Annotated in this window: 24 protein-coding genes, 2 tRNA genes and 1 pseudogene; 15 read left to right on the top strand and 12 right to left on the bottom strand. The window is 61.3% G+C overall.

Annotated features, from left to right (window positions below; translation table 11 throughout):
* The 3 genes from GCN75_RS27730 to GCN75_RS27720 form a co-directional block, all read right to left on the bottom strand.
* Positions 1-414, bottom strand: a 414-nt coding sequence (locus tag GCN75_RS27730; RefSeq protein WP_152285213.1) for a hypothetical protein, incomplete at its 3' end; no start/stop codon positions are given.
* 288 nt (positions 415-702) lie between these two features.
* Entirely contained in the window at positions 703-990 is a 288-nt protein-coding gene (locus tag GCN75_RS27725) for a hypothetical protein (protein ID WP_034786045.1), read from the bottom strand.
* Between the two features lie 182 nt (positions 991-1172).
* Positions 1173-1865 carry an ABC transporter ATP-binding protein gene (locus tag GCN75_RS27720; RefSeq protein ID WP_034757401.1) on the bottom strand — a complete coding sequence of 231 codons (693 nt, stop codon included), beginning with the start codon at positions 1863-1865 and terminating at the stop codon, positions 1173-1175.
* Between the two features lie 323 nt (positions 1866-2188).
* Here GCN75_RS27720 and egtD point away from each other — a divergent pair, with 323 nt between their 5' ends.
* Entirely contained in the window at positions 2189-3181 is a 993-nt protein-coding gene (gene egtD, locus GCN75_RS27715) for an L-histidine N(alpha)-methyltransferase (RefSeq protein WP_152285212.1), read from the top strand.
* Between the two features lie 169 nt (positions 3182-3350).
* Entirely contained in the window at positions 3351-4595 is a 1245-nt protein-coding gene (gene egtB / locus GCN75_RS27710; RefSeq protein ID WP_152285211.1) for an ergothioneine biosynthesis protein EgtB, read from the top strand.
* Between the two features lie 143 nt (positions 4596-4738).
* Here the strand turns inward: egtB and GCN75_RS29895 are convergent, their stop codons facing one another.
* From GCN75_RS29895 to GCN75_RS27685, 5 genes are all read right to left on the bottom strand, one after another.
* Positions 4739-6349, bottom strand: coding sequence for a methyl-accepting chemotaxis protein (locus GCN75_RS29895; RefSeq protein ID WP_193317689.1), 1611 nt, complete (start codon positions 6347-6349; stop codon positions 4739-4741).
* 167 nt (positions 6350-6516) lie between these two features.
* Complete coding sequence (gene leuA / locus GCN75_RS27700; RefSeq protein WP_099664506.1) at positions 6517-8223, bottom strand: 2-isopropylmalate synthase; 1707 nt, start codon at positions 8221-8223, stop codon at positions 6517-6519.
* A gap of 370 nt (positions 8224-8593) precedes the next feature.
* Entirely contained in the window at positions 8594-8863 is a 270-nt protein-coding gene (locus GCN75_RS27695; RefSeq protein WP_226941609.1) for a barstar family protein, read from the bottom strand.
* A gap of 14 nt (positions 8864-8877) precedes the next feature.
* Positions 8878-9540: a hypothetical protein gene (locus GCN75_RS29755; protein WP_226941608.1), complete on the bottom strand. Its 663-nt coding sequence runs from the start codon at positions 9538-9540 to the stop codon at positions 8878-8880.
* Between the two features lie 128 nt (positions 9541-9668).
* Positions 9669-10112 carry a hypothetical protein gene (locus tag GCN75_RS27685; protein ID WP_152285209.1) on the bottom strand — a complete coding sequence of 148 codons (444 nt, stop codon included), beginning with the start codon at positions 10110-10112 and terminating at the stop codon, positions 9669-9671.
* A 239-nt stretch (positions 10113-10351) separates the two neighbouring features.
* Here GCN75_RS27685 and GCN75_RS27680 point away from each other — a divergent pair, with 239 nt between their 5' ends.
* The 6 genes from GCN75_RS27680 to GCN75_RS27655 all read left to right on the top strand — a co-directional run bounded on the left by GCN75_RS27680 (position 10352) and on the right by GCN75_RS27655 (position 17526).
* A complete protein-coding gene (locus GCN75_RS27680) occupies positions 10352-11263 on the top strand; it encodes a patatin-like phospholipase family protein (RefSeq protein WP_152285208.1) in 912 nt (303 codons plus the stop codon).
* Positions 11264-11323: 60 nt separating this feature from the next.
* Complete coding sequence (locus GCN75_RS27675; RefSeq protein WP_034786036.1) at positions 11324-11731, top strand: GlcG/HbpS family heme-binding protein; 408 nt, start codon at positions 11324-11326, stop codon at positions 11729-11731.
* A 295-nt stretch (positions 11732-12026) separates the two neighbouring features.
* On the top strand, positions 12027-13205 hold the full coding sequence (gene carA, locus GCN75_RS27670; RefSeq protein ID WP_092610630.1) for a glutamine-hydrolyzing carbamoyl-phosphate synthase small subunit: 1179 nt from the start codon (positions 12027-12029) through the stop codon (positions 13203-13205).
* Entirely contained in the window at positions 13198-16434 is a 3237-nt protein-coding gene (carB, locus tag GCN75_RS27665; protein ID WP_152285207.1) for a carbamoyl-phosphate synthase large subunit, read from the top strand. The genes carA and carB overlap by 8 nt, the downstream gene beginning before the upstream one ends.
* Positions 16435-16606: 172 nt before the next feature.
* On the top strand, positions 16607-17083 hold the full coding sequence (gene greA, locus GCN75_RS27660) for a transcription elongation factor GreA (protein ID WP_034757428.1): 477 nt from the start codon (positions 16607-16609) through the stop codon (positions 17081-17083).
* On the top strand, positions 17083-17526 hold the full coding sequence (locus GCN75_RS27655) for a DUF4149 domain-containing protein (RefSeq protein ID WP_193317688.1): 444 nt from the start codon (positions 17083-17085) through the stop codon (positions 17524-17526). Before greA ends, GCN75_RS27655 begins: the two co-directional genes overlap by 1 nt.
* A gap of 210 nt (positions 17527-17736) precedes the next feature.
* On the opposite strand, the gene GCN75_RS27650 is transcribed toward GCN75_RS27655, so the two are convergent.
* Entirely contained in the window at positions 17737-18207 is a 471-nt protein-coding gene (locus GCN75_RS27650) for a YhbY family RNA-binding protein (RefSeq protein WP_010397237.1), read from the bottom strand.
* Between the two features lie 42 nt (positions 18208-18249).
* Here GCN75_RS27650 and GCN75_RS27645 point away from each other — a divergent pair, with 42 nt between their 5' ends.
* From GCN75_RS27645 to GCN75_RS27620, 6 genes are all read left to right on the top strand, one after another.
* On the top strand, positions 18250-18933 hold the full coding sequence (locus GCN75_RS27645; protein WP_152285205.1) for an RlmE family RNA methyltransferase: 684 nt from the start codon (positions 18250-18252) through the stop codon (positions 18931-18933).
* A 201-nt stretch (positions 18934-19134) separates the two neighbouring features.
* A complete protein-coding gene (gene ftsH / locus GCN75_RS27640; RefSeq protein ID WP_092712889.1) occupies positions 19135-21015 on the top strand; it encodes an ATP-dependent zinc metalloprotease FtsH in 1881 nt (626 codons plus the stop codon).
* Between the two features lie 105 nt (positions 21016-21120).
* Positions 21121-21954 carry a dihydropteroate synthase gene (folP, locus tag GCN75_RS27635; protein ID WP_152285204.1) on the top strand — a complete coding sequence of 278 codons (834 nt, stop codon included), beginning with the start codon at positions 21121-21123 and terminating at the stop codon, positions 21952-21954.
* A 40-nt stretch (positions 21955-21994) separates the two neighbouring features.
* Positions 21995-23332 (top strand): phosphoglucosamine mutase, encoded by a 1338-nt coding sequence (glmM, locus tag GCN75_RS27630; RefSeq protein WP_152285203.1) that lies wholly within the window; start codon positions 21995-21997, stop codon positions 23330-23332.
* Between the two features lie 93 nt (positions 23333-23425).
* Positions 23426-23502: transfer RNA gene (locus GCN75_RS27625), tRNA-Pro, on the top strand.
* 94 nt (positions 23503-23596) lie between these two features.
* Positions 23597-23671, top strand: a tRNA-Arg gene (locus GCN75_RS27620).
* An 82-nt stretch (positions 23672-23753) separates the two neighbouring features.
* Here GCN75_RS27620 and GCN75_RS27615 read toward each other — a convergent pair.
* The 3 genes from GCN75_RS27615 to GCN75_RS27605 form a co-directional block, all read right to left on the bottom strand.
* Positions 23754-23933, bottom strand: coding sequence for a hypothetical protein (locus GCN75_RS27615; protein WP_152285202.1), 180 nt, complete (start codon positions 23931-23933; stop codon positions 23754-23756).
* 177 nt (positions 23934-24110) lie between these two features.
* Positions 24111-24677, bottom strand: a complete 567-nt coding sequence (locus GCN75_RS27610) for a PEP-CTERM sorting domain-containing protein (protein WP_152285201.1) — start codon at positions 24675-24677, stop codon at positions 24111-24113.
* A gap of 265 nt (positions 24678-24942) precedes the next feature.
* Positions 24943-25494, bottom strand: coding sequence for a GbsR/MarR family transcriptional regulator (locus tag GCN75_RS27605; protein WP_193317687.1), 552 nt, complete (start codon positions 25492-25494; stop codon positions 24943-24945).
* Between the two features lie 139 nt (positions 25495-25633).
* Between GCN75_RS27605 and GCN75_RS27600 the strand changes: the two are divergent.
* A pseudogene (locus GCN75_RS27600) lies at positions 25634-25848 on the top strand (thiol reductant ABC exporter subunit CydD); the annotation flags it as partial.

Below are 25848 nucleotides of genomic sequence, written 5' to 3'. Positions count from 1 at the left end.
TATTAAGATTGCATGAAGATCGGGGAAGGCGGCGATGGCTTCGGCAAAGGCGGCGTTCAGGGCGTTCTGGCGGAAATCGAAGCCGGGCGGCTGGCGCGCCGCCTGCGGGCGCAAGGCCAGTCCCACTTCGATGCTGGCGGGCGCGCCGTCGCGTGCCGGCGCGGGGGAACCCAGGTAGCGTGGCAGGTCCAGGCTGCCTGCCAGCAGCGAATTGCCGTCGCACAGCAGCAGTTGCACCACGTCGGCCGGGCCGATATCGAGGTTGACGCGGCTGCTGCCGATGCCGCGTGCGCCGGACAGCACGTGGGTTTCGCTGAGCCAGCCGGGCGCGGCGGGGCAGTCGCCGGCGCCGGCGAGGGGATCGCGCGTGAGCGTCAGGCGCAGCACGGGCGGCACAGGAGGGTCGCTGGACATGCGGTTGAGATCACTGGTCAAAAACAGACCTTGATACCTGCGGCGGTGATGCGTGTTGTGTCAGATCAAGTTTGAGTGGAAATGCTGGCTGGCGGGGCAATGCGGAGCGAAAGCGGGGAGGGGAGAGCTGGAGCGGGAGGGCAGAGAAACGGTCAGCATGGTTTGGGCTGGGTCTCTTCGCTATCGTGCTCGGATGTTGTGCGGTGAGCGAACTACGCGAATTTCATGGCAAAAGTTCATGGCGCCGGGGACCTGGGTGCCTGGCATGGCATTACAACAGCGTGTGTATCAATGGACGGGTGTGGCCGATAGTTCCTTCAGTTCGCGGATGGTGATGTCCGATTTTTCATGCATGCGCAATAAAATCGTTGCACCGACCGACAGTTTGCCGTGACGAATCTTGCTGATGATGGGGGGCTGGACTTCGAGGACACGACACAGTTCCGCATCATTTTTCAGGTTCATCTTCTCGATCAGGGTATCGAGCAGCTTGTTGGGCACAAAACTCGATGGTTCGAGCGCACGCGCCCGGTTCATCGCTTCAATCATTTCCAGCTTCTTTTGCCGAACGTTCATTTACTCCTCCTTTAGGTTATGCAAGGGACGAGACCACTTTGATGCGGTCCCGGCTATAGTTCGTCATCGCAGTACGGCTGTCTGGGTGACGTAGTACAACATTCGCGTTAAAACATTGATAACCAGGCAAGTGTTTTCAATAATACTACGATAACAAAACTTGTGACAGATGGTCAGTTAAATTAACTGATTGTTTGATCAATTTGGTTGACGATTGTTGTATTTTGTAGTCCGCTTTTGGTCAATATCATGGTTCTGTCCGCCATTTCGGCGGCGGCCAGCGAATGCGTGACCATGATCGCGCAACTGCCGTTGGCCTTGATCTCGGCGCGCAGCAATTGCAGGATGCTGTGCGCCGTGTCGGGATCGAGGTTGCCGGTGGGCTCGTCGGCCAGCACCAGCGCCGGCTTGTGCACGAGCGCGCGGGCGATCGCCACGCGCTGCATTTCGCCACCCGACAATTGCTGGGGAAAGTCGCCGCCGCGTCCGCCCAGTCCGACGGCCTCGAGCATGCTGGCGGCACGCTCCTGGGGCAGTCCGTTGAGCAGCAGCGGCAGGGCCACGTTCTGCAGCAGGGTCAGGTGCGGCAAGACGTGGAAGGCCTGGAAGATAAAGCCCATGCGGGCGCGACGCAGCCGGGTGGCGGCGGCGTCATCGAGGCTGGACATGGCAATGCCGTCCACCAGGATAGGGTGCGCTTCGGCGCCCGCATCGGGTGTGTCGAGGCCGGCGATCAGGTTCAGCAAGGTCGACTTGCCGACGCCCGAGTCGCCCATGATGGCGATGAATTCCCCCGCCTTGAAGCGGCAGGAAATATTCGCCAGGACGGGCCGGGCATTGGCATAGGACTTCGACAGATGGCGCAATTCGAGCATGGTGTTAACGGCTATCGTAAAGGGAGGCACGCGGGGGAGAGGGGGGCCTGGGAACTGCAAAGGGGCGCGGATTGTTTGGCCGGCAATGTGTAGTATACGACAGGCTTATCATTTTTGCTTGGCAATACCAATTTTGCGTGCGCGCCGCATGTTTGACCTTAAGTTACCTGCCGCACGGCTGGCTTGCGCGGATTCCGCTATGATGAGAAAAAGTCATCGGCAACGGCGTCCGCCACGGCCTGCAGCACGGTCTGCAGCAGGGAAGGAGAGCCGGCTGCCGGCCCAGCAAGCCCTTCGCGAACCCAGAGAGACGACGCCAGCCCATGACCATGCCACTTGCCCAGCACCCGTCCGATTTGTATCCTGTCAGCAACGCCGGAGCGGCCAGCGCCACTCCTGCCACGATAGCCGAGATCAGCAGCGGCCTGCTGGCGCGCGCTGCGTGGACCTCGCCCAAGTACCTGTACGATGCGCTGGGCTCGAAGCTGTTCGAAGCCATCTGCGCCTTGCCCGAGTACTATCCGACGCGCACGGAAGCGGCCATCTTTGCCCGCCACGGTGCCGAGATCGCGCACGCGGTGGGGCCGGGCAGCACCCTGATCGACCTGGGCGCGGGCAATTGCGCCAAGGCGGCCAGCCTGTTCCCGCTGCTGCACCCGGCCCAGTACGTGGCCGTGGATATTTCCTATGATTTCCTCAGTGAATCGCTGGGCCGCTTGCAGCAGCGCTTTCCGCACATCGAGATGACGGGCCTGGGCCTGGATTTCTCCAGCCGCCTGGACTTGCCCGACAGCGTGCGCGAGGCGCGGCGGTTGTTCTTCTATCCCGGTTCATCGATCGGCAATTTTGCTCCTGAGCAAGCGACTGCCTTCCTGCGCCGCCTGCGCGCGAATGCGGACGGCGACGGCGGCCTGCTGATCGGCGTCGACCTGATCAAGGACGACGCCATCCTCGACGCGGCCTATGACGATGCGCTGGGCGTCACGGCTGCCTTCAACCTGAACATGCTGCGCCACGTGAACGGGCTGATCGGCGCCGACTTCGATGTGCGCGCCTGGCAGCACCACGGCTTTTTCAATGCCGACGACAGCCGCGTGGAAATGCACCTGGAAGCGCGCAGCGAGCAGCTCGTCCATTGGAAAGGGGGCCAGCGGCGCTTCGCGAAAGGCGAACGCATCCATACGGAAGACAGCTATAAATACACGCGCGCGACGTTCGTCGGCTTGCTGGAACAGGCGGGGTTTTCCACCGTGCAAGTCTGGACGGACCCGCAGCAGTGGTTTGCCGTGATTTACGCGCGCGTCATCAGGGATTGACAACGCCTGAGCCAACCTATTGCGCGTGGCGCTTTGCGGCCTGCGATGCTCACCGGCTCGGCGCCCCCGTACTGCAGTATGGTTGTGCTTCTTGGCCACAAATCACTGCCGCTCGCTACGATTTTTGTCAGGCGTTCAAGATGCCAACATAAAACTATAAAAGACTATCATGCTGATCGATCATTACAACAAGGTGCGCCGGCATTCGCTGCGGCTGGCCGAACCGCTGTCCGACGAGGATTGCGGCGCCCAGTCGATGCCGGACGCCAGTCCCGTGAAATGGCACCTCGCGCATACCACCTGGTTTTTTGAAACGTTTATTCTGGAAAGCATGGAAGCGGCGTTCGCGCCCTTTCATCCGGCCTTCCGCGTGCTGTTCAATTCCTATTACAACGGCGTGGGCGAGAAGCACCCGCGCGCCCAGCGGGGCTTGCTGACGCGTCCCGGCATGGCGCAGGTGCGCGCCTACCGCATCGATGTCGATGCGCGCATCGGCCGCCTGCTGGCCAGCGAACTGGCGCGTCCCGAACGCGAACGGCTGACCATGTTGCTGGCGCTGGGCCTGGAACACGAGCAACAGCACCAGGAGTTGCTGTTGACGGACGTCAAGCACCTGCTGGCGCAGAGCGCCCTGTTTCCCGCTTATGTGGACAGTGCGCTGGACAGTGCCCCTGCACCAGCGCCGCGCCACGCGCCGCCCACGGCCTGGGTCGCCTTCGACGGCGGCCTGGCGCAGATCGGCCATGCGGGCGACGGCTTTTGCTTCGACAACGAATTGCCGCGCCATCCCCAATACGTGGCGCCGTTCGAGCTGGCCACCGCGCTCGTGACGAATGGCGAATACCTGGCCTTCATCGAGGCGGGCGGCTACCGCACGGCCCACTTGTGGCTGGCGGAAGGCTGGGACTGGGTACGCAGCCAGCAGCTGGCATGCCCGCTGTACTGGCAGCGCGACGATGCCGGCAACTGGCAGGAATTCACTTTATATGGCTTGCGTCCGCTCGATGCGAGCTTGCCGGCCACCCATCTGTCGCTGTTCGAGGCGGACGCCTATGCGCACTGGGCCGGCGCGCGCCTGCCGACGGAAGCGGAGTGGGAAGTGGCGGCGCAAGGCGCGGCAATGGAAGTGGGGCAGCTGCACCCGGCCGCCGCGGCGCCGGACGCGGGACTGCGGCAAATGTTCGGCCACTGCTGGCAATGGACGAGCAGCAGCTATGCGCCGTATCCGGGCTACCGCACGGCGCCGGGCGCGCTGGGCGAATACAACGGCAAGTTCATGCTGAACCAGTATGTGCTGCGCGGCTCGTCGTGCGCCACGCCGGCCGGCCATGCGCGCGCCAGCTACCGCAATTTCTTCCCGGCCGGCGCGCGCTGGCAATTTTCCGGCATCCGCCTGGCGCGCCAGGTGGAATAAGCCACTTGCAACACCTAACAAAACCGTAGCGAGCGGATGTGCGGCTCGGCGCCCCCGTTGGCCCGAGAAGCGGAGCTGTACGGATGCACAGTGAGCATCGGAGGCCGCAAATCGCGACGCGCAGCAGGTTTTGATAGGCGTTCTTAGTGCAGGCGCGGTACGGCGGGAGAGTCAGGGCGGGGCGGCGCCTTGGCATTGTCGCTATCCTGCCGTTCCAGCTTGAACTGGCTGACGAGGGTTTCCAGTTCGCCCGCCTGTTCATGCATGGCCGCTGCCGCCGCGGCCGCCTCTTCGACGAGGGCCGCATTTTGCTGCGTCGTCTGGTCCATCTGCATGATGGCGGCATTGATCTGTTCGATGCCTTCGCTCTGTTCGTGGTTGGCCACGCTGATTTCACCGACGATGGCGCTGACCCGGCCCACGCTGGCCACCACTTCTTCCATCGTGGCGCCGGCCTGGCTGACCAGCTGCGCGCCCTGGCCGACGCTGCTGACGGAGTCGGCGATGAGTTCCTTGATTTCCTTGGCAGCGGCGGCCGAGCGCTGCGCCAGGTTGCGCACTTCGGACGCCACGACGGCAAAGCCCCGTCCCTGTTCGCCGGCCCTGGCCGCTTCCACGGCCGCGTTCAAGGCCAGGATATTCGTCTGGAAGGCGATGCCGTCGATCACGGCGATGATGTCGACGATCTTGCGCGAGGACGCATTGATGGCGTCCATGGTGCCGATCACTTCCGTCATGGCCGTGCCGCCGCGCTGGGCGATGGCCGACGCGGAACGGGCCAGGCTGTCGGCCTGGCGCGCATTGTCGCTGTTGCTGCGCACGGTGCCCGTCAGTTCGATCATCGACGAGGCCGTCTCTTCCAGCGCGCTGGCCTGCGCTTCCGTGCGGGCCGACAGGTCGGCATTGCCGCTGGCGATCTGGCTCGACGCCACGGCTATCGTGCCCGTGCCGTTGCGCACCTGTCCCACCAGGGTGGCCAGGTTGGTATTCATGTCGCACAGGGCTTGCAGCAGCTGGCCCGTTTCATCCTTGCCTTCGGCCACGATTTTACTGCTCAGGTCGCCTCCGGCCACGGCTTGCGCCACGCGCAGCGCGTACGCGATCGGCGTGGTGATCGAGCGCGTGACCCACCAGGCAAAGAGCACGCCCAGCAGCAGGGCAGCCGTGCCCAGGCTGGCCATCAGCACATTCGCCGCTGAAATATTCTGCTGGATTTGCTGGCCGCCATGCACGACCACGCCCCGCTGCACTTCGTTCAGGTGGTTCACGGTTTTTTGCAGCTGATTCAGGGCAGGCAAGGTGTCGTCGCGCACGTGCACGGCCGCTTCCGCCCGCTGTCCCGCCACCAGCAGCTTGTCGGCCTGGCTGAACGACACGACATAGGCCTTGCGCTGCTGCTTCAGGGTGGCCAGCAGTTCCTTGCCTTCAGGCAGGACGATGAGGCGGTCGAGGATGGCCAGCGCATCGCTGATGGTGGCCTTGTTGGCATCGATTTCGCCGTGGATGGCGCTGGCGCGGGCGGGATCTTCATGGATGAACAGTTCCAGCACCAGCGCCGCGTTCGAGCGCGTGGTGCTGCGGATGGTGGCAATGGCGTCAGCCTTGGCCCAGTCGCGCTCAATGATGGCTTCGCTGAGCGCGCCGATCTTGTCCAGGCGCAGCAGTCCCGTGCCCACCAGCACTGCCATCAGCAGCAGCACTACGCCAAAACCGGCGCCCAGGCGCGCGCCTATCTTCATATCCGTCAATTTCATGGTGATTCCCTCGGTAGCTAATGATCTGTCTCCGGTGGTCTTGTTATGAAACGATTATACGGTCGGCAATACCTGATTTGCACTACTAATTGCCCTATAGAAATGAAAAGGCGGCACGGCGATCAAGCCGTACCGCTTTTTCTCCCTATGGAGCGCGCCGGAATTGCTTAGGCGGCGCTGGCAGCCACGTCGGCTGCTGTTGTTTTTTCCGCTTCCGTTTGCCCGATGCGGCGGTTCACGGCCGACAGCACGGCCTTGAACGAGGCGGTGACGATATTGCTGTCGATGGCGGCGCCGAACAGGGTAGGGCCGTTATCGAGGCGCAATTCCACGTAGCAAGCCGCTTGCGCGTTGGCGCCGGAACCGATCGAATGCTCATGGTAATCCATCAGCTTGATGTCCAGGCCCAGCGCATTGACGAAGGCATCGATGGGACCGTTGCCGCCGCCTTGCAGGGCCAGCGGCGTCTGGCGGTGCGACAGGCTGATGTCGATCTGCACGGACTCATCGCTGCTCGTGTCTTCCACCATGCGGTGCGAAGCGTAGGCGTACGGCGCCGTCTGCTCCAGGTATTCGCGCTGGAAGATGTCGTGGATATCCTGCGCGGCGATTTCGCGGCCCGTGGCATCGGCCACGGCTTGCACGGCGCGCGAGAATTCGATCTGCAGGCGGCGCGGCAAGACCAGGCCGTATTCCTGTTCCAGCAGATACGCCATGCCGCCCTTGCCGGACTGGCTGTTGACGCGGATCACGGCGTCGTAGCTGCGGCCCAGGTCGGCCGGGTCGATGGGCAAGTACGGCACTTCCCAGATGGCGCCAGCTTCTTGCTTGGCGAAACCTTTTTTGATCGCATCCTGGTGCGAGCCGGAAAACGCCGTGAAGACCAGGTCGCCCGCATACGGGTGGCGCGGGTGGACGGGCAGCTGGTTGCACTCTTCCACGCACTTGCGCACGGTGTCGATGTCGGAGAAATCCAGGCCCGGGTGCACGCCTTGCGTGTACAGATTCATCGCCAGGGTCACCAAGTCGACGTTGCCCGTGCGCTCGCCATTGCCGAACAAGCAGCCTTCCACGCGGTCGGCGCCCGCCATCACGGCCAGTTCGGCCGACGCGACGGCCGTGCCGCGGTCGTTATGCGGGTGCACGCTGATGATAATGGAATCGCGGCGCGCCAGCTTGCGCGACATCCATTCGATCTGGTCCGCATACACATTGGGCGTGCTGCATTCCACCGTCGATGGCAAGTTGATGATCATCTTGTTGGCCGGCGTCGGCTTCCAGATGGCGCTGACGGCGTCGCAGATATGCTTGGAGAAATCGAGTTCCGTGGTGGAGAACGATTCCGGCGTGTATTCGAAACCCCATTCCGTTTCCGGGTGCTGCGCCACCAGCTGTTTTACCAGGGTGGTGCCGGTGGTGGCGATATTCGTGATTTCTTCGCGCGACATGCCGAACACGACCTTGCGGAACACGGGGGCCACCGAGTTGTACAGGTGGACGATGGCGCGCTTGGCGCCCACGACGGATTCCACCGTGCGGCGGATCAGCTCTTCGCGCGACTGGGTCAGCACGATGATGGTGACGTCGTCCGGGATGCGGCCTTCATCGACGAGCTTGCGCACGAAGTCGAAATCCGTCTGCGATGCCGATGGGAAACCCACTTCGATTTCCTTCAGGCCGATGGCGATCAGCATGTCGAAGAACCGCAGCTTCTTTTCCGCGCTCATCGGCTCGATCAAGGACTGGTTGCCGTCGCGCAAGTCGGTGCTCATCCAGATGGGCGGTTTGCTGATGATCTGGTTCGGCCATTGACGGTCGGTCAATTTGACTGGAGGAAAGGCGCGGTATTTGGAAGCTGGGTTTTGCAACATCATGATCGGGTACTCCTGAAGATAGGGGGAAATCAATGGTTGTGGCGCAAGCTTGCCGGGCGGCCACGCAACACTAGGCCAGGCAAGCGATCGGTAGTTGTAGCAGGCAAAGCACGGCAACGGCGCCAGCGGGGGCGGTCGCGTCGGAAATTGCGGGTGTAGCGGGGGATGGTGCAAACATCATCAAACCTTCCAGGGTTTTTGAAACACGCCGGCGTGTGGCCAGGCGAAGCAAAGCGGCAAACTTATGCGCGTGCTAGTAGTAGTCGCGATAGCGACAGCAAGGAAGGGGAGGAATGTTTGAAGGAGGACATGCACTTAATGTAAGGGAGGTTGGGGCGGGCTGTCAAGCGTTTCCTGGCGACACCTTGCGTCAAGCGTAAAGCACTTGCGCGGCCAGGTCCGGCATTTCCTGCGCCATGCGCGCCAGGATGCGCCGCAGGATGGCCGCGTCGCGGGGCAGCCGGTCTTCCAGCGCCTGCCAGCCGGCCAGTTCCAGCTGTTGCGGCATGTCCACCAGGCCCGTGATGGCATCCCAGCAGGCATCCCAGTTCATGCCGTAGCACGCAGGGAAACCCAGCGCGGCGGCCAGGGCCGCATGCAGCTGGCGCGGCGAATCGATATCGCGCACGTCGATCGTCACAAGGGCTTGCCTGCTCACAGTATTCCCTTGAGCAAGTTCTGCAAGTTTTGTCGCATGCCGGCGGCCACCGTTTCGTGCTGCTGCAGAATGGCGGGCGCATCCTTGAATGGCGCCGGGTCCAGATACAGGCGCGGCAAGTCGGCCACGGCCACGCCGCGGGGGCCGCCGCGCAGGATCTCGTCCCCGTGTTTCGCGATGGCGTTCACGGCCGTCTGGATGCGCGGTGTGGCGGACTCTGCCATGCAGGCGGCCAGTGCCGCGTCCAGCTCGGCGCGCGCGGGCGCCTGCGGCAGCACGGGGGCGGCGATCTGTTCCAGCGGCGACATGTTGACGGCCGGCTTGCGGTAGGCGAGCAGGGTGTCGAGCGCCATCAGCCGGTGCGGGCCGCCGCGCTGCAGCCAGCCGGCGATGCGGGGCCACGGCGTGTCCAGCAGCGCTGCCGCCACGCCCCATTGTCCCGCCACGGGCGAGCCGACATGGGTGTCGATCCAGTCCATGGCGGCCGGATTGCCCGTGTAGGCCAGCAAGATGGCGTTCGATGAGCGCAGCGCGGGCGCCTGCGTGGCCAGCACGGCCGTCAGCCAGGCGAGGGCGCCGTCGGGCGGCTGCTGCGATAACTGTTGCGCAAATGGCTCGCTCAGGGCGCGGCTGTCGGAAAATTGATAGTTGTCGGACATGTTCAGTGATTCGGGAGTGAGAGATGTTGTCTGTTGATCGCTTGCCAGTGCATGCCCTGGGCATGGCGCCGCCGCCGGAAGGTCGGGTTTTCCGAACATCCATGCGGCACGAACTGGCGCGCTGGCTGCTATTGCGCCGATTTTTGGCAGCGCGCGGAAAAGTGCATGGTGGCACTGTTTTCAAACGGGGAATCGATTTCGCCTTTTACCTCTTTCAATTTGCCCGTAAAGCGCATGGTCAGCGGGCCGCTGGCGGGCCCCGCGTCATACGAGCAGGCGAGGCTGTCGCCGCTTTGCCGGCAGTCGTAGAAGTTGCTCGCCTTGCCGCGCCCGTCAATGAGGATGGTGCCTTGCGCCCCGTGCTGGTCGGGAGCGTCAAAGCTGAGCTCTATCGTGTGCTTTTCCTGATCATTGGGAATCTGCAGGTCTCCCGTACAGCTAACGCCCGCCATCTTCGCCGCGATACTATCGGGCGTTTGCGTCGCCGCAAAGGTAGTGGCGCAGGCCGCAGCGAGCAGGGCGGCAAGGAGCACGCCCGGGGGCGCGATGAGGCGGAACGGGTCTGTTTTCATAAGCCGATCAATACAGGTAGGCTGCGGCGCCAGGCTGGCGCGTGCAATAAATTATATTAAAAAACAATCTTGATGGAAGCAGCAAGCGAGGCGCCAGTCTAGCAGCCGCAGTGGCGCGCACGATTTGAAATCTTGTCATTTATAAACATTTAAGACAGCCTTCAGTGCGGGCGCGCCCGCTTGCGCTACAATCGGCTCTCCTTTGTTGCCACTGCCGCGTGCGGTTCTCATTCTCCACCATGCTCCCTAAACGCCTGACCCTGCTTGCCCTGGCCGCCTTCGCGCTGGCCGGCTGCGATACTCCTGCCCCGAAACCGGTACAAGTTTTGACGCCCCCCGAACCCATCGTCGTGCCGCCGCGCAAGATCAAGATCGGCCTGGCGCTCGGTGGCGGCGCGGCGCGCGGTTTCGCGCATATCGGCGTGATCAAGGCGCTCGAATCGCAGGGCATCAACGCGGACATCGTCACGGGCACCAGCGCGGGCAGCGTGGTGGGTGCCTTGTATGCGGCTGGCAATTCCGGCTTCGCCCTGCAAAAGATGGCGTTCGACATGGATGAAGCGGCCATTTCGGACTGGGCCTTGCCCCTGTTCGGCAAGTCGTCCGGCGTGCTCAAGGGCGAGGCGCTGCAAAGCTATGTGAACAAAGCCGTGGGCGGCGTGCCGCTGGAAAAACTCAAGATTCCGTTTGGCGTGGTGGCGACCGACCTCAAAAATGGCCAGCCCATCCTGTTCCAGCGTGGCAACACCGGCATGGCCGTGCGCGCCTCGTCGGCCGTGCCCGGCGTGTTCCAGCCCGTGACGATTGCCGGCCACACCTATGTCGATGGCGGCCTCGTCGCTCCCGTGCCCGTGCGCTTTGCGCGCGACATGGGCGCCGATTTCATCATTGCCGTGAATATCTCGTCGCAAACGGATACGCAAAAAGCCATCAGCTCGATGGAAGTGATCATGCAGACGTTCGCCATCATGGGCCAGCGCATCAACCAGTTCGAGCTCAAGGATGCGGACGTGGTGATCCAGCCCAGCCTGGGCACCATGAAGGGCAACGATTTCAACAGCCGCAACCAGGCGATCCTGGCGGGCGAGCAGGCGACGTTTGCCGTCATGGCGCAGCTCAAGCAAAAGCTGAAAGCCAAGCGCGAGCAGTAAGCCATTATTCAGGCCCCGCATTTCGTATACAATTTTGATTCAACATAACAAGGATGCACCATGCAATCGAAACCGATTTTGACCCTGGATGACGTAAAGAAAATCGCTGCCGCCGCCGAAGCGGAAGCGGTCAAGAATAACTGGGCGGTCACGATCGCCATCGTCGACGACGGCGGCCACCTGCTGTGGCTGCAGCGCATGGATGGCGTGGCGCCCATCTCGTCGCACATCGCCCCATCGAAAGCCAAGACGGCCGCACTGGGCCGCCGCGAATCGCGCATCTATGAAGAGATGATCAACGGCGGCCGCGTATCGTTCCTGAGCGCGCCGGAAATCGACGGCTTGCTCGAAGGCGGCGTGCCCATCGTGTTCGACGGCCACTACGTGGGCGCTGTCGGCGTCTCGGGCGTCAAGTCGGCGGAAGATGCGCAAATTGCGAAAGCAGGTATCGCCGCATTGACGGCCTAAGTAGTAGCCGCAATTGCAAAACGAGCCGCCCCGCGCCAGCCGGGCGGCTTTTTTCATGGGGCGCAGATTTTATGCTGCTGCGCAAAAAAATGCCGCGCTTTCTGAATTTTCTTCCTTGTGGAAAAGCTTCCTTTTGGTTATAATTCAAAGGTTTAGCCAATCACACATATACCGTAGCGACTACCCATCCCCTCATTCAAAATGACCGTTGAAACACCCTGAGTGCATCTGGCTCGGGTATCTAGGCGGTCGGTCTGACGTGGCGCAGCTACGGTAACTTTATCAGGAGTTGCCCTTGCCGCCATTTTTTTCTGGCCCTGCCGTTCCAGCCATATTAGCGCTTGCTGATGGAACGATCTTTAAAGGTTTTTCGATCGGTGCCGCCGGTCATACCACGGGCGAGGTTGTTTTCAACACCTCCATGACCGGGTATCAGGAAATCCTTACCGACCCAAGCTATTGCCGCCAGATGGTCACCCTGACCTATCCGCATATCGGCAATACGGGCGTCAATCCGGAAGACGTCGAATCTTCCAAGGTACACGCCGCTGGTCTCATCATCCGCGATCTGCCATTGCTGGCATCCAATTTCCGTTCCACCCTTTCCCTGTCCGACTACCTGAAAGCTGAAAATATCGTCGCCATCGCCGGCATCGATACTCGCAAGCTCACGCGCATCCTGCGTGAAAAAGGTGCGCAGGGCGGCGCCATCCTGGTGGGCACGCAAGGCAACGAGCCATCCGCCGCGCAAGCGCTGGAACTGGCCCGCTCCTTCCCCGGCCTGGCCGGCATGGACCTGGCCAAGGTCGTGTCCAGCAAGGATGCCTACGAATACCGCGAAACGGAATGGACCCTGGGCGAAGGCTACGGCCAGCTGGCCGACGCGGACGCGAAATACCACGTGGTCGCCTTCGACTACGGCGTCAAGCGCAACATCCTGCGCATGCTGACGGCCCGCGGCTGCAAGGTCACCGTGCTGCCCGCGCAAGCGACGGCGGCCGACGCCCTGGCGCTGAACCCGGACGGCATCTTCCTGTCGAACGGCCCCGGCGACCCGGAACCGTGCGACTACGCGATTGCCGCGACGAAAGAGCTGATCGAGAAGGGCATCCCGACCTTCGGCATCTGCCTGGGTCACCAGATCATGGCGATCGCTTCCGGCGCGAAAACCTTGAAGATGAAGTTCGGCCACCACGGCGCCAACCACCCGGTGCAGGACCTGGAAACGAAACAGGTCTTGATTACCTCGCAAAACCACGGTTTCGCAGTCGACGCGGCAACCTTGCCCGCGAATTGCCGCGTGACCCATGAATCGCTGTTCGACGGCTCCCTGCAGGGCTTTGCCCGCACGGACAAGCCGGCCTTCTGCTTCCAGGGTCACCCTGAAGCGTCGCCGGGCCCGATGGATGTTGCTTACCTGTTTGACCGCTTCATCAACTTGATGGCTGCGGAGGAGAAAAAGAAAAATGCCTAAACGTTTAGATATTAAAAGTATTCTGATTATTGGCGCTGGCCCGATCGTGATCGGCCAGGCCTGCGAATTCGATTATTCCGGCGCGCAAGCGTGCAAGGCCCTGCGCGAAGAGGGCTACAAAGTCATCCTGGTCAACAGCAATCCTGCGACCATCATGACGGATCCGGAAATGGCCGACGTGACCTACATCGAACCGATCACCTGGTCGGTCGTTGAACGCATCATCGCCAAGGAGCGTCCTGACGCCATTCTGCCGACGATGGGCGGCCAGACGGCGCTGAACTGCGCGCTGGACCTGTTCAACAATGGCGTGCTGGCAAAATACAACGTCGAGCTGATCGGCGCGTCGCCGGAAGCCATCGACAAGGCGGAAGACCGTTCCAAGTTCAAGGACGCGATGACCAAGATCGGCCTCGGTTCGGCACGCTCCGGCGTGGCGCACTCGATGGAAGAATCGTGGGCCGTGCAGCGCACCCTGGGCTTCCCGACCATCATCCGTCCATCGTTCACCATGGGCGGTTCCGGCGGCGGCATCGCCTACAACGAAGAAGAATTCGAAACCATCTGCAAGCGCGGCCTGGAAGCATCGCCGACGAAAGAGCTGCTGATCGAAGAATCGCTGCTGGGCTGGAAAGAGTACGAGATGGAAGTGGTGCGCGACAAGGCGGACAACTGCATCATCATCTGCTCGATCGAAAACCTCGATCCGATGGGCGTGCACACGGGCGACTCCATCACGGTGGCGCCTGCGCAAACCTTGACGGACAAGGAATACCAGATCATGCGCAATGCCTCGCTGGCAGTGCTGCGCGAGATCGGCGTCGACACCGGTGGTTCGAACGTGCAATTCTCGATCAACCCTGTCGATGGCCGCATGATCGTCATCGAGATGAATCCGCGCGTATCGCGTTCGTCGGCACTGGCATCGAAAGCGACGGGTTTCCCGATCGCAAAAATCGCCGCCAAGCTGGCCGTGGGTTTCACCCTGGACGAGCTGCGCAATGAAATCACGGGCGGCGCCACGCCGGCCTCGTTCGAGCCGTCGATCGATTACGTCGTCACGAAGATCCCCCGTTTCACGTTCGAGAAATTCCCGACCGCCGACGACCACCTGACGACGCAGATGAAATCCGTCGGCGAAGTGATGGCCATCGGCCGTACCTTCCAGGAATCGTTCCAGAAAGCCTTGCGCGGCCTGGAAGTGGGCGTGGACGGCATGAACGAAAAAACCAAGGACCGCGAAAAGATCGAAGAAGAACTGGGCGAGCCTGGTCCTGAGCGCATCTGGTACGTGGGCGATGCGTTTGCCCAGGGCTTCACCCTGGAAGAAGTGCGCCAGCTGACCAAGATCGACCCATGGTTCCTGATCCAGATCAAGGAAATCGTCGACCTGGAACTGTGGCTCGACACGCAGAAGCTGGAAAACCTGGACAAGAACACCCTGTACAAGCTGAAACAGAAGGGCTTCTCGGACCGCCGCCTGGGCTTCCTGCTGCAAACGACCGACACGGCCGTGCGCCAGCAGCGCCATGCGCTGAATATCCGCCCCGTCTACAAGCGCGTCGACACGTGCGCGGCGGAATTCTCGACCGACACGGCGTACATGTATTCCACGTACGACGAAGAGTGCGAATCGAATCCGACCGACAAGAAAAAGATCATGGTGCTGGGCGGTGGCCCGAACCGTATCGGTCAGGGTATCGAGTTTGACTATTGCTGCGTCCACGCTGCCCTCGCCATGCGCGAAGACGGCTACGAAACCATCATGGTCAATTGCAACCCAGAAACGGTTTCGACCGACTACGATACCTCGGACCGTCTGTACTTCGAATCGTTGACCCTGGAAGACGTGCTGGAAATCGTCGCCATCGAAAAACCGGTGGGCGTGATCGTGCAGTACGGCGGCCAGACCCCGCTGAAACTGGCACTGGACCTGGAAGCGAACGGCGTGCCGATCATCGGCACCTCGCCCGACATGATCGATGCGGCCGAAGACCGCGAGCGTTTCCAGCAGATGCTGCACAAGCTGGAACTGCGCCAGCCGCCTAACCGCACGGCGCGCACGGAAGCCGACGCCCTGGCCCTGGCGCAGGAAATCGGCTACCCGCTGGTCGTGCGTCCTTCGTACGTGCTGGGTGGCCGCGCCATGGAAATCGTCCACGAGCAACGCGACCTCGAGCGCTACATGCGCGAAGCCGTCAAGGTTTCGCACGATTCGCCCGTGCTGCTGGACCGCTTCCTGAACGACGCCATCGAGTGCGACGTCGATTGCATCTCCGACGGCGAAACGACGTTCATCGGCGGCGTGATGGAACACATCGAACAGGCTGGCGTCCACTCGGGCGACTCGGCTTGCTCCTTGCCGCCATACTCGCTGGCACCGGAAACCATTGAAGAACTGAAACGCCAGACGGCGCTGATGGCCAAGGGCCTGAACGTGGTCGGCCTGATGAACGTGCAGTTCGCGATCCAGAAGCAAGAGATCGACGGCCAGCTGAAAGACGTCGTCTTCGTGCTGGAAGTCAATCCACGCGCCTCGCGCACCGTGCCTTTCGTCTCGAAAGCCACGGGCCTGCAACTGGCGAAGATCGCCGCGCGCTGCATGGTCGGCCAGTCGCTGGCATCGCAAGGCATCACGCAGGAAGTCGTGCCGCCATACTTCAGCGTCAAGGAAGCCGTGTTCCCGTTCGTCAAGTTCCCTGGCGTGGACACCATCCTGGGCCCTGAAATGAAATCGACGGGCGAAGTCATGGGCGTAGGCCTGACGTTCGGCGAAGCGTTTGTGAAATCGCAACTGGGCGCCGGCGTGAACCTGCCAAAATCGGGCAAGGTCTTCATCAGCGTGAAAGCGTCGGACAAGCCGCGCGCCGTGCAAGTGGCGCGCGACCTGGTCGAGTCCGGTTTCACCGTGGTTGCCACCAAGGGCACCGCCGCCGTGATCGCTGCTGCCGGCATCGCCGTCACGCCAGTGAACAAGGTGATCGAAGGCCGTCCGCACGTGGTCGACATGATCAAGAACCATGAAATCGTGCTGGTGATCAACACCGTGGAAGAAAAACGCAGCGCCATCGTCGATTCGCGGGCCATCCGCACGTCGGCCCTGGCCTCGCGCGTGACGACCTACACGACCATCGCCGGTGCGGAAGCGGCCGTCGAAGGCATCCGCCATCTGGATGAGTTGCGCGTGTACGATCTGCAAGGCCTGCACAAGACCCTGCAGCAAGCGTAAGCGCAAGCGTGTCATTTGCAGTGGCCGCCGTTAGGCGGTACACTGCATGCTTATCAACCACAGAGTTCCGTGCAGAACAGCGCGCGGCCTCTGTGGTTTTCACTTGGTAAATCCGTTAAGCGTGACAAAACACGGACAACGGCGCCGATAACTAGCAGATAGTAGAGATAACATGACTTCAGTCCCATTGACCAAATACGGCGCAGAACTCTTGAAAGAAGAGCTGCATCATTTGAAGACCAAGGAACGCCGCATCGTCATCGATGCGATCGCCGAAGCGCGTTCGCATGGCGACCTGTCGGAAAACGCCGAGTACGACGCCGCCAAGGAGCGCCAGGCGTTCGTGGAAGGCCGCATCGCCGAACTCGAAGGCAAGCTGGGTGCAGCACAGATCATCGACCCGACCGCGCTGGACGCGGAAGGCCGCGTGGTGTTTGCCTCGACCGTGAACCTGGAAGACCTGGAATCGGGCCAGAAAGTCACGTACCAGATCGTGGGCCTCGATGAAGCCGACCTGAAAATGAACAAGGTTTCCGTGACGTCCCCCATCGCCCGCGCGCTGATCGGCAAGTACGCCGGCGACGTGGTGGAAGTGCAGGCGCCGTCCGGCCCGCGCGAATACGAAATCCTGGAAGTACTGTACATCTGATGCTGACGCGCGTGCGCATCCTCGTTGCCACCCTGTGGGCCGGCAGCCTGTGGACCATCGGCTTCATCGTGGCGCCCACCCTGTTTGCTACCTTGGGCGACCGCGTGCTCGCTGGCAATATCGCCGGCAGCATGTTCCGTGCCGAGGCCTGGCTGTCCATCGCCTGTGCGCTGGTATTGCTGGCCTTGCTGCAATGGCGCCCGGGCGCGCTGGAGCCGAAGCGCCGCCGTTTGCTGGGCGCGCTGGTGCTGTCGATGCTGGTGTGCGCGCTGCTCAGCCATTTCGGCATCACGCCCCTGATGGCCGAGCTCAAAGCGCAGGCGCCGGCTGGCATCATGGACGAGGCCATGCGCAGCCGCTTCGGCATGCTGCATGGCGTGTCGACCCTGATCTTTGCCGTGCAGAGTGTGCTGGCGGGCGTGCTGATCTGGAAGCAGCAATAGTTCTATTAACCCCAGAAGCAGAAACATCCGGGGTCGGACCCTCAGGGTCCGACCCCAGCCTTTGCTGTTGGGGGCAGTCGTAGTTTGGATTAGCGCGCAGCGCGTAATCCGACAATGCCGTAATAGCAATAAAAAAGCGGAGCAGGGAAGATCCCGTGCTCCGCTTCTTGTTTCAAGCCCGGCAGCCTTGCGGTTGCCGGGTGAACAGGCTTACTTGCTGCCCAGTGCGCTTTTCTTGGCGCTTTTCTGACGTGGCTTGGCACGCTTGATGGAACCGCCTTCGGTAACGCGCTCATTGCCCTTGATCATGACTTTCGTCACGCTGGGGCGCTTGGTGCCGCTGGCGCTGGCCTTGACGATGGTCACTTCGCGCATGCCTTTGCCGGCGCTGACCTTCTCCTTAACCACTTCTTTTTTCGGACGGTAGATTACCAGCAGTTTGCCAATATGTTGTACCGGGGCGGCGCCGAGATTGCCGCAAATCGTATCGTACATTCCGACGCGGGCTTCGCGGTCGTCGCCGAACACGCGGACTTTAATCAGACCGTGCGAATCCAGGCCAAGGTCGATCTCTTTGAGGACAGCAGGTGTCAAGCCCGCTTCGCCAATGATGACGATAGGCTTCAGCGCGTGTGCTTCGGCGCGCAGTGCGCTGCGCTCTACGGGTGTAAGTTTTAGCATAATAATATTTAGTAATTCCCTTAAAAGCAGTATTCTACGCGAATGGCAAAGAAGAAATTAAACAAAAACTGGTTGCACGACCACATAAATGATCCTTATGTGAAGTTGGCGCAAAAAGAGGGCTACCGCGCCCGGGCAGCATACAAGCTGAAAGAAATCGATGAAGACGAGAAACTGATCAAACCTGGCCAGGTGATCGTCGACCTGGGCTGCACTCCTGGCAGCTGGGCCCAGTACACGCGGCGCAAGCTGGCCGGCAAGGACGGCGGCGGGGTCAATGGTACCCTGATTGGCCTGGACATGCTGGAAATGGAGCCGATTGCCGATTTCCACTTCATCCAGGGCGACTTCCGCGAAGCGCGCGTGCTGCGCCAGCTGGAAGTGGTGTTGCAAGGACGCAAAGTCGACCTGGTCCTGTCGGACATGGCGCCCAACCTGTCGGGCATCGCCACGGCGGACGCCGCGCGCATGGAACACTTGATCGACCTGGCCATCGAATTTTCGCAATTGCATTTGAAACCATCGGGCGTCTTGCTGGTGAAATGCTTTAAAGACATGGGATTCAGCCAGATCGTGGAGAAATTCCGCGCCGAATTCAAGGTCGTGGTGCAGAAAAAACCGAAGGCCAGCCGCGATAAATCGTCGGAAATCTTCCTGATGGGACGTGGAATCAAGAATCCCGTGAAAAATGCCGTGGAAGAAGATGATTCCGCCCTTGATATTTAAGCGGGAATCCGCACATGGGAACGAGAAGTGCAGTAGCGCTGATGGTATAAAAGCCTAAATTGTTTATACTGCACTTTTTTGCGTGAACGCGGTTTTTTCGCGCGCACGGATCGGCGGGCTTTGGCACGGCCCGCTTATTGCGAGTAAAATCGTGTTTCTAGCTATAGGTAAAGAGATGCGCACTGCATCCAAGGAGTCTTCGTGAATAACATGTTTTCCAAATCTGCCATCTGGGTAGTCGTATTGCTGCTGTTGTTCATGCTGTTCAAGCAATTCGACAGTCATGGCGCCACAGGCGGCAGCAAGGCCATCGCTTATTCCGATTTGCTGGATGAAGTCAAAGCCAAGCGCGTCAAGGATGTCGTGATCGAAGGTTCGTCGATCACCGCCAAGCTGATGGACGACACCAAGGTGCGTACCACCGCCACCAGCCTCGACAAGGGCCTGATCGGCGACTTGCGCGACAATGGCGTGCATTTCGATGTGCGCCCGCCTGAGGAAGCGTCTTTCCTGCAAACTATTTTTGTTTCCTGGTTCCCCATGCTGCTGTTGATCGGCGTCTGGGTGTTCTTCATGCGTCAGATGCAAGGCGGCGGCAAGGGCGGGGCATTCTCGTTCGGCAAGTCGAAGGCGCGCATGATGGATGAAGCCAGCAACACCGTCACCTTCGCCGATGTCGCCGGTTGCGACGAAGCGAAAGAAGAAGTCAACGAAGTGGTCGACTTCCTCAAGGACCCCAGCAAATTCCAGAAATTGGGCGGCCGCATTCCCCGCGGCGTGCTGATGGTCGGCCCTCCAGGCACGGGTAAAACCCTGCTGGCGCGCGCCATCGCCGGCGAAGCCAAGGTGCCGTTCTTCTCGATTTCCGGTTCCGACTTCGTGGAAATGTTCGTCGGCGTGGGCGCCAGCCGCGTGCGCGACATGTTTGAAAACGCGAAAAAGCATTCGCCATGCATCATCTTCATCGATGAGATCGACGCTGTCGGTCGTCACCGCGGTGCCGGCATGGGCGGCGGCAATGACGAGCGCGAACAGACCTTGAACCAGTTGCTGGTCGAGATGGACGGTTTTGAAGCGAACTCCGGCGTGATCGTCGTGGCCGCCACCAACCGCGCCGACGTGCTCGACAAAGCCTTGCTGCGTCCGGGCCGTTTCGACCGCCAGGTGTCCGTCGGCTTGCCCGATATCCGCGGCCGCGAACAGATCTTGAACGTGCACATGCGCAAAGTGCCTATCGGTACCGACGTGAAAGCCGATATCCTGGCCCGCGGCACCCCCGGTTTCTCGGGCGCGGACCTGGCCAACCTGGTCAACGAAGCGGCTTTGTTTGCCGCCCGCCGCAGCAAGCGCCTGGTGGAAATGATCGATTTCGAAGATGCGAAAGACAAGATCTACATGGGTCCTGAGCGTAAATCGATGATCATCCGCGAGGAAGAGCGTCGCAATACGGCTTACCATGAATCGGGCCACGCCGTCGTCGCCAAGCTGCTGCCGAAGGCCGATCCCGTGCATAAAGTGACGATCATGCCGCGCGGCTGGGCCTTGGGCCTGACGTGGCAGCTGCCGGAACACGACAACTTGTCCGCCTACAAGGACAAGATGCTGGAAGAAATTTCCATCCTGTTCGGCGGCCGTATCGCGGAAGAGATTTTCGTGGGACAAATGTCCACGGGCGCGTCGAACGACTTCTCGCGCGCCACCAAGCTGGCCCGTTCCATGGTGACCCGCTTCGGCATGTCCGACAGCATGGGCGTGATGGTCTACGAAGACAGCGAAAACGAAGGTTTCTTCGGTGGCGCCACCAAGACGATCTCGGAAGCGACCCAGCAAAAGGTCGATGCTGAGATCCGCAACATTCTCGACAAGCAATATGCTTTGGCGCGTACCTTGTTGGAAGGCAACCGCGACAAGGTCGAAATGATGACCAAGGCCTTGCTGGAATGGGAAACCATTGATGCAGAGCAAATCAATGACATCATGGCCGGCCTCGAGCCGCGTCCGCCGAAAGTCATTCCGCCACGCCGCAATGCGGGCGACAGCGGCACGGGCGGCATCTCGCCCAACGTGACGGCGCCAGCCTGATCGCGGCCACTGCCTGACCGGCGGCAAGCAAGAGAAGGGTAAGGAGCAATCCTTGCCCTTTTTCGTTGCCGCCGCAGTTTTTTCCTGACGACTACAAAGATTCACATGCGACACTATTTGCAATTCGGCCGTTTCGGCTTCAACCTGCAGGGCACGCAGGCGCTGGTGATGGGCATCCTGAACATCACGCCCGACTCGTTTTCCGATGCGGGCCAGTACCAGCACCTGGAATTTGCCATTTCGCGTGCCGAGCAGATGATCATTGACGGCGTCGACATCATCGATATCGGCGGCGAATCGAGCCGCCCCGGCGCGCCGCCGCTGCCGCTGCACGACGAACTGCAGCGCGTCATGCCGGTGCTGTACGCCTTGCGCGACTGCGGCAAGCCCCTGTCCGTCGACACCTACAAGCCCGAAGTGATGCGCGAAGCCATCCTGGCGGGCGCCGACATGATCAACGACATCAACGGTTTCCGCGCGCCGGGCGCCATCGACGCCGTGCAGGACAGCGACTGCGCGCTGTGCATCATGCACATGCAAAACGTGCCGGAAACCATGCAAGCCCAGCCCCAGTACGAGGACGTGGTGCGTGAAGTCATCGATTTCCTGCGCGAGCGCATCGACACGATGACGGCGGCGGGCATCGCCCGCGAGCGCCTGTGCGTCGATCCCGGCTTTGGCTTCGGCAAGACGGTGGAGCAGAACTATGCCTTGCTGCGCGCCACGCGCCAGCTGCGCAGCGAGCTGGGCTTGCCTGTGCTGGCGGGCCTGTCGCGCAAGTCGATGATCGGCGCCGTGACGGGACGTCCCGTCGAGCAGCGCCTGGCCGGCAGTGTTGCCGGTGCGCTTGCTGCGGTAGCGCAAGGCGCAGAAATTATCCGTGTGCATGATGTAGCTGAAACCGTCGATGCGCTGAAGGTCTGGCGCATGGCACACTGAGCCTGTAAGATTTATCATAAACAACAAAAAGAGAAATACTATGACGCGTAAATATTTTGGCACCGATGGCATCCGCGGTCTGGTGGGCACGGCTCCGATCACCCCCGACTTCGTCATGCGCCTCGGCTATGCGGCCGGCAAGGTGCTGGCCAAGTCGCAGGGCGGCAAGGCGCGCCCGACCGTACTGATCGGCAAGGACACGCGCATTTCCGGCTACATGCTGGAAGCGGCGCTGGAAGCGGGCCTGTCGGCGGCCGGCGTGGATGTGATGCTGGCCGGCCCCATGCCGACGCCCGCGATTGCCTACCTGACGCGGGCGCTGCGCCTGTCGGCGGGCGTGGTCATTTCCGCCTCGCACAATCCGTATCACGACAACGGCATCAAGTTCTTTTCCGGCCAGGGCACCAAGCTGCCCGACAGCGTGGAACTGGAAATCGAAGCGGCGCTCGACGAGCCCATGTCCTGCGTGTCGTCGGAAAAGCTGGGCCGCGCCAAGCGCCTGGACGATGCCCAGGGCCGCTACATCGAATTTTGCAAGAGCACGTTCCCGAACGAGCTGGATTTGCGGGGTCTGAAGATCGTCGTCGATTGCGCGCACGGCGCCGCCTACCATATCGCGCCGCACGTGTTCCATGAGCTGGGCGCGGAAGTCATCGCCATCGGCAACAAGCCCGACGGCTTCAACATCAATGCGGGCTTTGGCGCCACGGCAACCAAGGCCATGGCCGAAGCCGTCGTCGAGCATGGCGCAGACCTCGGTATCGCCCTCGACGGCGACGCCGACCGCCTGATCATGTGCGATGCGACGGGCCGCCTGTACAACGGCGACGAGCTGTTGTACGTGATGGTCAAGGACCGCCTGGCAACGGGCCCCGTGGCCGGCGCCGTTGGCACCCTGATGACCAACATGGCGCTGGAAGTGCTGTTCAAGGAGCAGGGCATCGGCTTTGCGCGCGCCAAGGTGGGCGACCGCTACGTGCTGGAAGTCATGAAGGAAAAAGGCTGGATACTGGGCGGCGAAGGCTCGGGCCATCTGCTGTGCCTGGACCGACACACGACGGGCGACGGTATCGTGTCCGCGCTGCAAGTATTGTCCGCGCTCAAGCGCAGCGGCCAGAGCCTGCAGCAATGCCTGGCCGAACTGGTGCTGTTCCCGCAAACCCTGATCAACCTGCGCGTGGCGCCCGGTTTCGACTGGCAGAAAAATGCCGCCATGGTGGCCGAGAAAGAGCTGGTCGAGGCCGAGCTGGGCGATACGGGCCGCGTGCTGATCCGCGCTTCCGGTACCGAGCCGCTGATCCGCGTGATGGTCGAGGCGAAGGATAAGGAAAAGGCCGAGTCGATGGCGCGCCGCATTGCCGATAAAGTCGCTGCTTAAAAAGCAAAGGCAGGGGCAGCGGCGATAGTTATTTCCATCTAATTCGTCTATGGCAATTGACGAAATTGGGTGGGGGCGTTATTATCTTGTCTTCGGAGTGTGGCGCAGCCCGGTAGCGCACCTGGTTTGGGACCAGGGGGTCCAAGGTTCGAATCCTTGTACTCCGACCAAAGTCATAAGCGGGCTGTCAGAAATGACAGCCCGTTTTCTATTCCGCGCAGGCATTTCATTGCTGGCGCGCATGGATTAAAATACTGCACCTCTCCGCCCATCGTTCAACGGATAGGACAACGGTCTTCTAAACCGTGAATGGGGGTTCGATTCCCTCTGGGCGGACCAGTTTCATACTGGCCACGATCATGCGACGGCAGCCTGCCGCACCGCACCTCATTTCCCTGCATTCTCCTTGTCGCGCACCTGTTCAGGGTTGCGCGCACAGCACCACGCTCAGCAAATACAGCAGCGGCGCCGCGCACAGCAGCGCGGAACATAGCGACAGCACTTTCTTGCTTGTCAGGCGCGCCAGGCGCAGCCGTTCGCGCACGGGCAAACGCTGGCGCAGCACGCTGCGTGCACGCGGCTGGAATGGGGATTCATGCATGGAAGCTCCTTCTCGACGGTGGCGAATGTTGCTGGCCAGCATAGCGAGACGGGCATAAAGACGGTGTAAAGAGTGGGGCGCGCGCCGCAAGCGCAATGTAAACAGGCGGCATGGAGCGGCGCAGCGGGATGGGTGGGCTTGCAGGCGGCAAGCAACCCGGCTGCGCCGGTGCCGGCCTTATCTTGCCTGGCGGCGGCGGGCGATGAGGCCGAGCAAGCCCAGTCCGGCGAGCAGCATGGCATAGGTTTCCGGTTCAGGGATGGCGGAAACATAGGCGCGGTAATTGCTCAAGTCCTTGGGCAAGCCTGACACCGTGAAGGTCGTGCCGGCAGCGACGGGCGCGGCCCACTGGAAGACCAGTTCGCCCTGGCCGAAATGGATGGCCAGGTAATCATAGGCTGCCGCGCTCGTGAAGGAATTGACCCCGCCGCTGGCGCCCGCCGTGGTGCCGGCCGTGCAGCCGGAGGTGGCATTGTCGCAAAACGAGACGGCCGCGCCCAGGCTGGTGCCGAAGACGCCGTTGATATAGGCCTGGATGTCGGCCGGGCTCTGCGGCACGAGATTGTCGTTATAGTATTTCACCGTGAGGGCCGGCGACGGCGAGTACGTGACGGTGCTGCTTTCGATGCTGAAACCGCTGGCCGGTCCCACGTCTACCCATGTAGCAGCCTGTGCCACGCCAGCTGCGACCGTCAGGGCGGCCAGCATGGATGCCCGTATGGCAATGCTTGTTATGCTTTTCATGAAAATCCCCTTTTATTATCGTGCAGTCATTTCACTGCTTCAGGGTGCGCGCCATCCTGTCAGGGAGGTCAACTTGTCGCCCGTTCGCCTTTGCGCGTGTACGCAATGCAAGCTTACTCGCGCTGTAAACTAATACAATTTAAATAATGCTATTGGTTTAGTTGATAATATTGCGCGCAGCTATGCATGGCTGTGCTGCGATGGTGTGCACGGCGAGCGGCAAGGGCGTGGCAACATGCCCCGTGCTGGCGGGGGGAGGGAAGTTTCAGTCGCTGCTGTTACTGACGCCAAACAGGCGATCTTTGGCATTGAGCAATTTTTGCACCTTGGCGCCCATTTTCATCAGCTGCGCCATCGACTCGGGCGACAGGCGCTGCAAGTCGTCGAACCAGGTGTTGGCCAGGTCGACCAATTCATACATTTCGCGCATGCGCTCCTGCGCATACTGGTCCACGGGTTCCGTGGCCGGCGCCAGCAGCGATTCGCGCAGCACCGTCAGGGTGGGCGCCACTTCGCGGCGGCGGCGTTCGGCCGCCACCACGCGGAAGATTTGCCACACATCGCCCAGCGAGGAAAAATACTCGCGCCGGTCGCCCGGTATGCGCGACTGGCGGATCAAGCCCCAGCCCTGCAATTCCTTCAGTCCGATGCTCACGTTCGAGCGGGAAAAACTCAGGTGCTCCGCGATTTCATCCGCGTGCAAGGGATGCTCTGCGACAAACAACAAGGCGTACACTTGCCCCACGGTACGGTTAAAGCCCCAGCGGCTGCCCATCTCGCCGAAATGGCTGACGAAGGTCAGGATCAGCGGCGTCATTTGGATATGTTGAGTTTTCATAATTATCTGAATTTTTTCACGCCATACTGGTGGGGTCAATTGATATATGTCATGTTTCGCAGTATTATACAAAAAATCGAATTTACAGAAAATTCTGAAAACTCAAGAAGTATAGAAGATGCCGACCACGCCCTTGTCTTTGCCCCGCTTTATCCTTCCCCGTGCCGCCAGCCTGGCGCAAGGGGGCGCCGCCTTGCTGTGGCTGCCGCAAGCGGCCTTGCTGGCCTGGGCCGTGCAAGCCATGCTCGACGGCGCACCCTCGCGCGCGGCCCTGTTGCCGGCGGCCGGCGTGCTGCTGCTGGGCGTGCTGCGCGCCGGCTGCGAAGCGTGGGG

Source organism: Janthinobacterium violaceinigrum (assembly GCF_009208555.1).
GTDB lineage: Bacteria > Pseudomonadota > Gammaproteobacteria > Burkholderiales > Burkholderiaceae_D > Janthinobacterium > Janthinobacterium violaceinigrum.
This window is presented reverse-complemented; position numbering and strand designations above follow the sequence as displayed.

Excerpts from the sequence above, each read along its gene's own strand:
- GCN75_RS27725 (WP_034786045.1), bottom strand. The coding sequence starts at position 990 with ATGAACGTTCGGCAAAAGAAGCTGGAAATGATTGAAGCGATGAACCGG.
- GCN75_RS27720 (WP_034757401.1), bottom strand. The coding sequence starts at position 1,865 with ATGCTCGAATTGCGCCATCTGTCGAAGTCCTATGCCAATGCCCGGCCC.
- egtD (WP_152285212.1), top strand. The coding sequence starts at position 2,189 with ATGACCATGCCACTTGCCCAGCACCCGTCCGATTTGTATCCTGTCAGC.
- egtB (WP_152285211.1), top strand. The coding sequence starts at position 3,351 with ATGCTGATCGATCATTACAACAAGGTGCGCCGGCATTCGCTGCGGCTG.
- GCN75_RS29895 (WP_193317689.1), bottom strand. The coding sequence starts at position 6,349 with ATGAAATTGACGGATATGAAGATAGGCGCGCGCCTGGGCGCCGGTTTT.
- leuA (WP_099664506.1), bottom strand. The coding sequence starts at position 8,223 with ATGATGTTGCAAAACCCAGCTTCCAAATACCGCGCCTTTCCTCCAGTC.
- GCN75_RS29755 (WP_226941608.1), bottom strand. The coding sequence starts at position 9,540 with ATGTCCGACAACTATCAATTTTCCGACAGCCGCGCCCTGAGCGAGCCA.
- GCN75_RS27685 (WP_152285209.1), bottom strand. The coding sequence starts at position 10,112 with ATGAAAACAGACCCGTTCCGCCTCATCGCGCCCCCGGGCGTGCTCCTT.
- GCN75_RS27680 (WP_152285208.1), top strand. The coding sequence starts at position 10,352 with ATGCTCCCTAAACGCCTGACCCTGCTTGCCCTGGCCGCCTTCGCGCTG.
- GCN75_RS27675 (WP_034786036.1), top strand. The coding sequence starts at position 11,324 with ATGCAATCGAAACCGATTTTGACCCTGGATGACGTAAAGAAAATCGCT.
- carB (WP_152285207.1), top strand. The coding sequence starts at position 13,198 with ATGCCTAAACGTTTAGATATTAAAAGTATTCTGATTATTGGCGCTGGC.
- greA (WP_034757428.1), top strand. The coding sequence starts at position 16,607 with ATGACTTCAGTCCCATTGACCAAATACGGCGCAGAACTCTTGAAAGAA.
- GCN75_RS27655 (WP_193317688.1), top strand. The coding sequence starts at position 17,083 with ATGCTGACGCGCGTGCGCATCCTCGTTGCCACCCTGTGGGCCGGCAGC.
- GCN75_RS27650 (WP_010397237.1), bottom strand. The coding sequence starts at position 18,207 with ATGCTAAAACTTACACCCGTAGAGCGCAGCGCACTGCGCGCCGAAGCA.
- GCN75_RS27645 (WP_152285205.1), top strand. The coding sequence starts at position 18,250 with ATGGCAAAGAAGAAATTAAACAAAAACTGGTTGCACGACCACATAAAT.
- folP (WP_152285204.1), top strand. The coding sequence starts at position 21,121 with ATGCGACACTATTTGCAATTCGGCCGTTTCGGCTTCAACCTGCAGGGC.
- glmM (WP_152285203.1), top strand. The coding sequence starts at position 21,995 with ATGACGCGTAAATATTTTGGCACCGATGGCATCCGCGGTCTGGTGGGC.
- GCN75_RS27615 (WP_152285202.1), bottom strand. The coding sequence starts at position 23,933 with ATGCATGAATCCCCATTCCAGCCGCGTGCACGCAGCGTGCTGCGCCAG.
- GCN75_RS27610 (WP_152285201.1), bottom strand. The coding sequence starts at position 24,677 with ATGAAAAGCATAACAAGCATTGCCATACGGGCATCCATGCTGGCCGCC.
- GCN75_RS27605 (WP_193317687.1), bottom strand. The coding sequence starts at position 25,494 with ATGACGCCGCTGATCCTGACCTTCGTCAGCCATTTCGGCGAGATGGGC.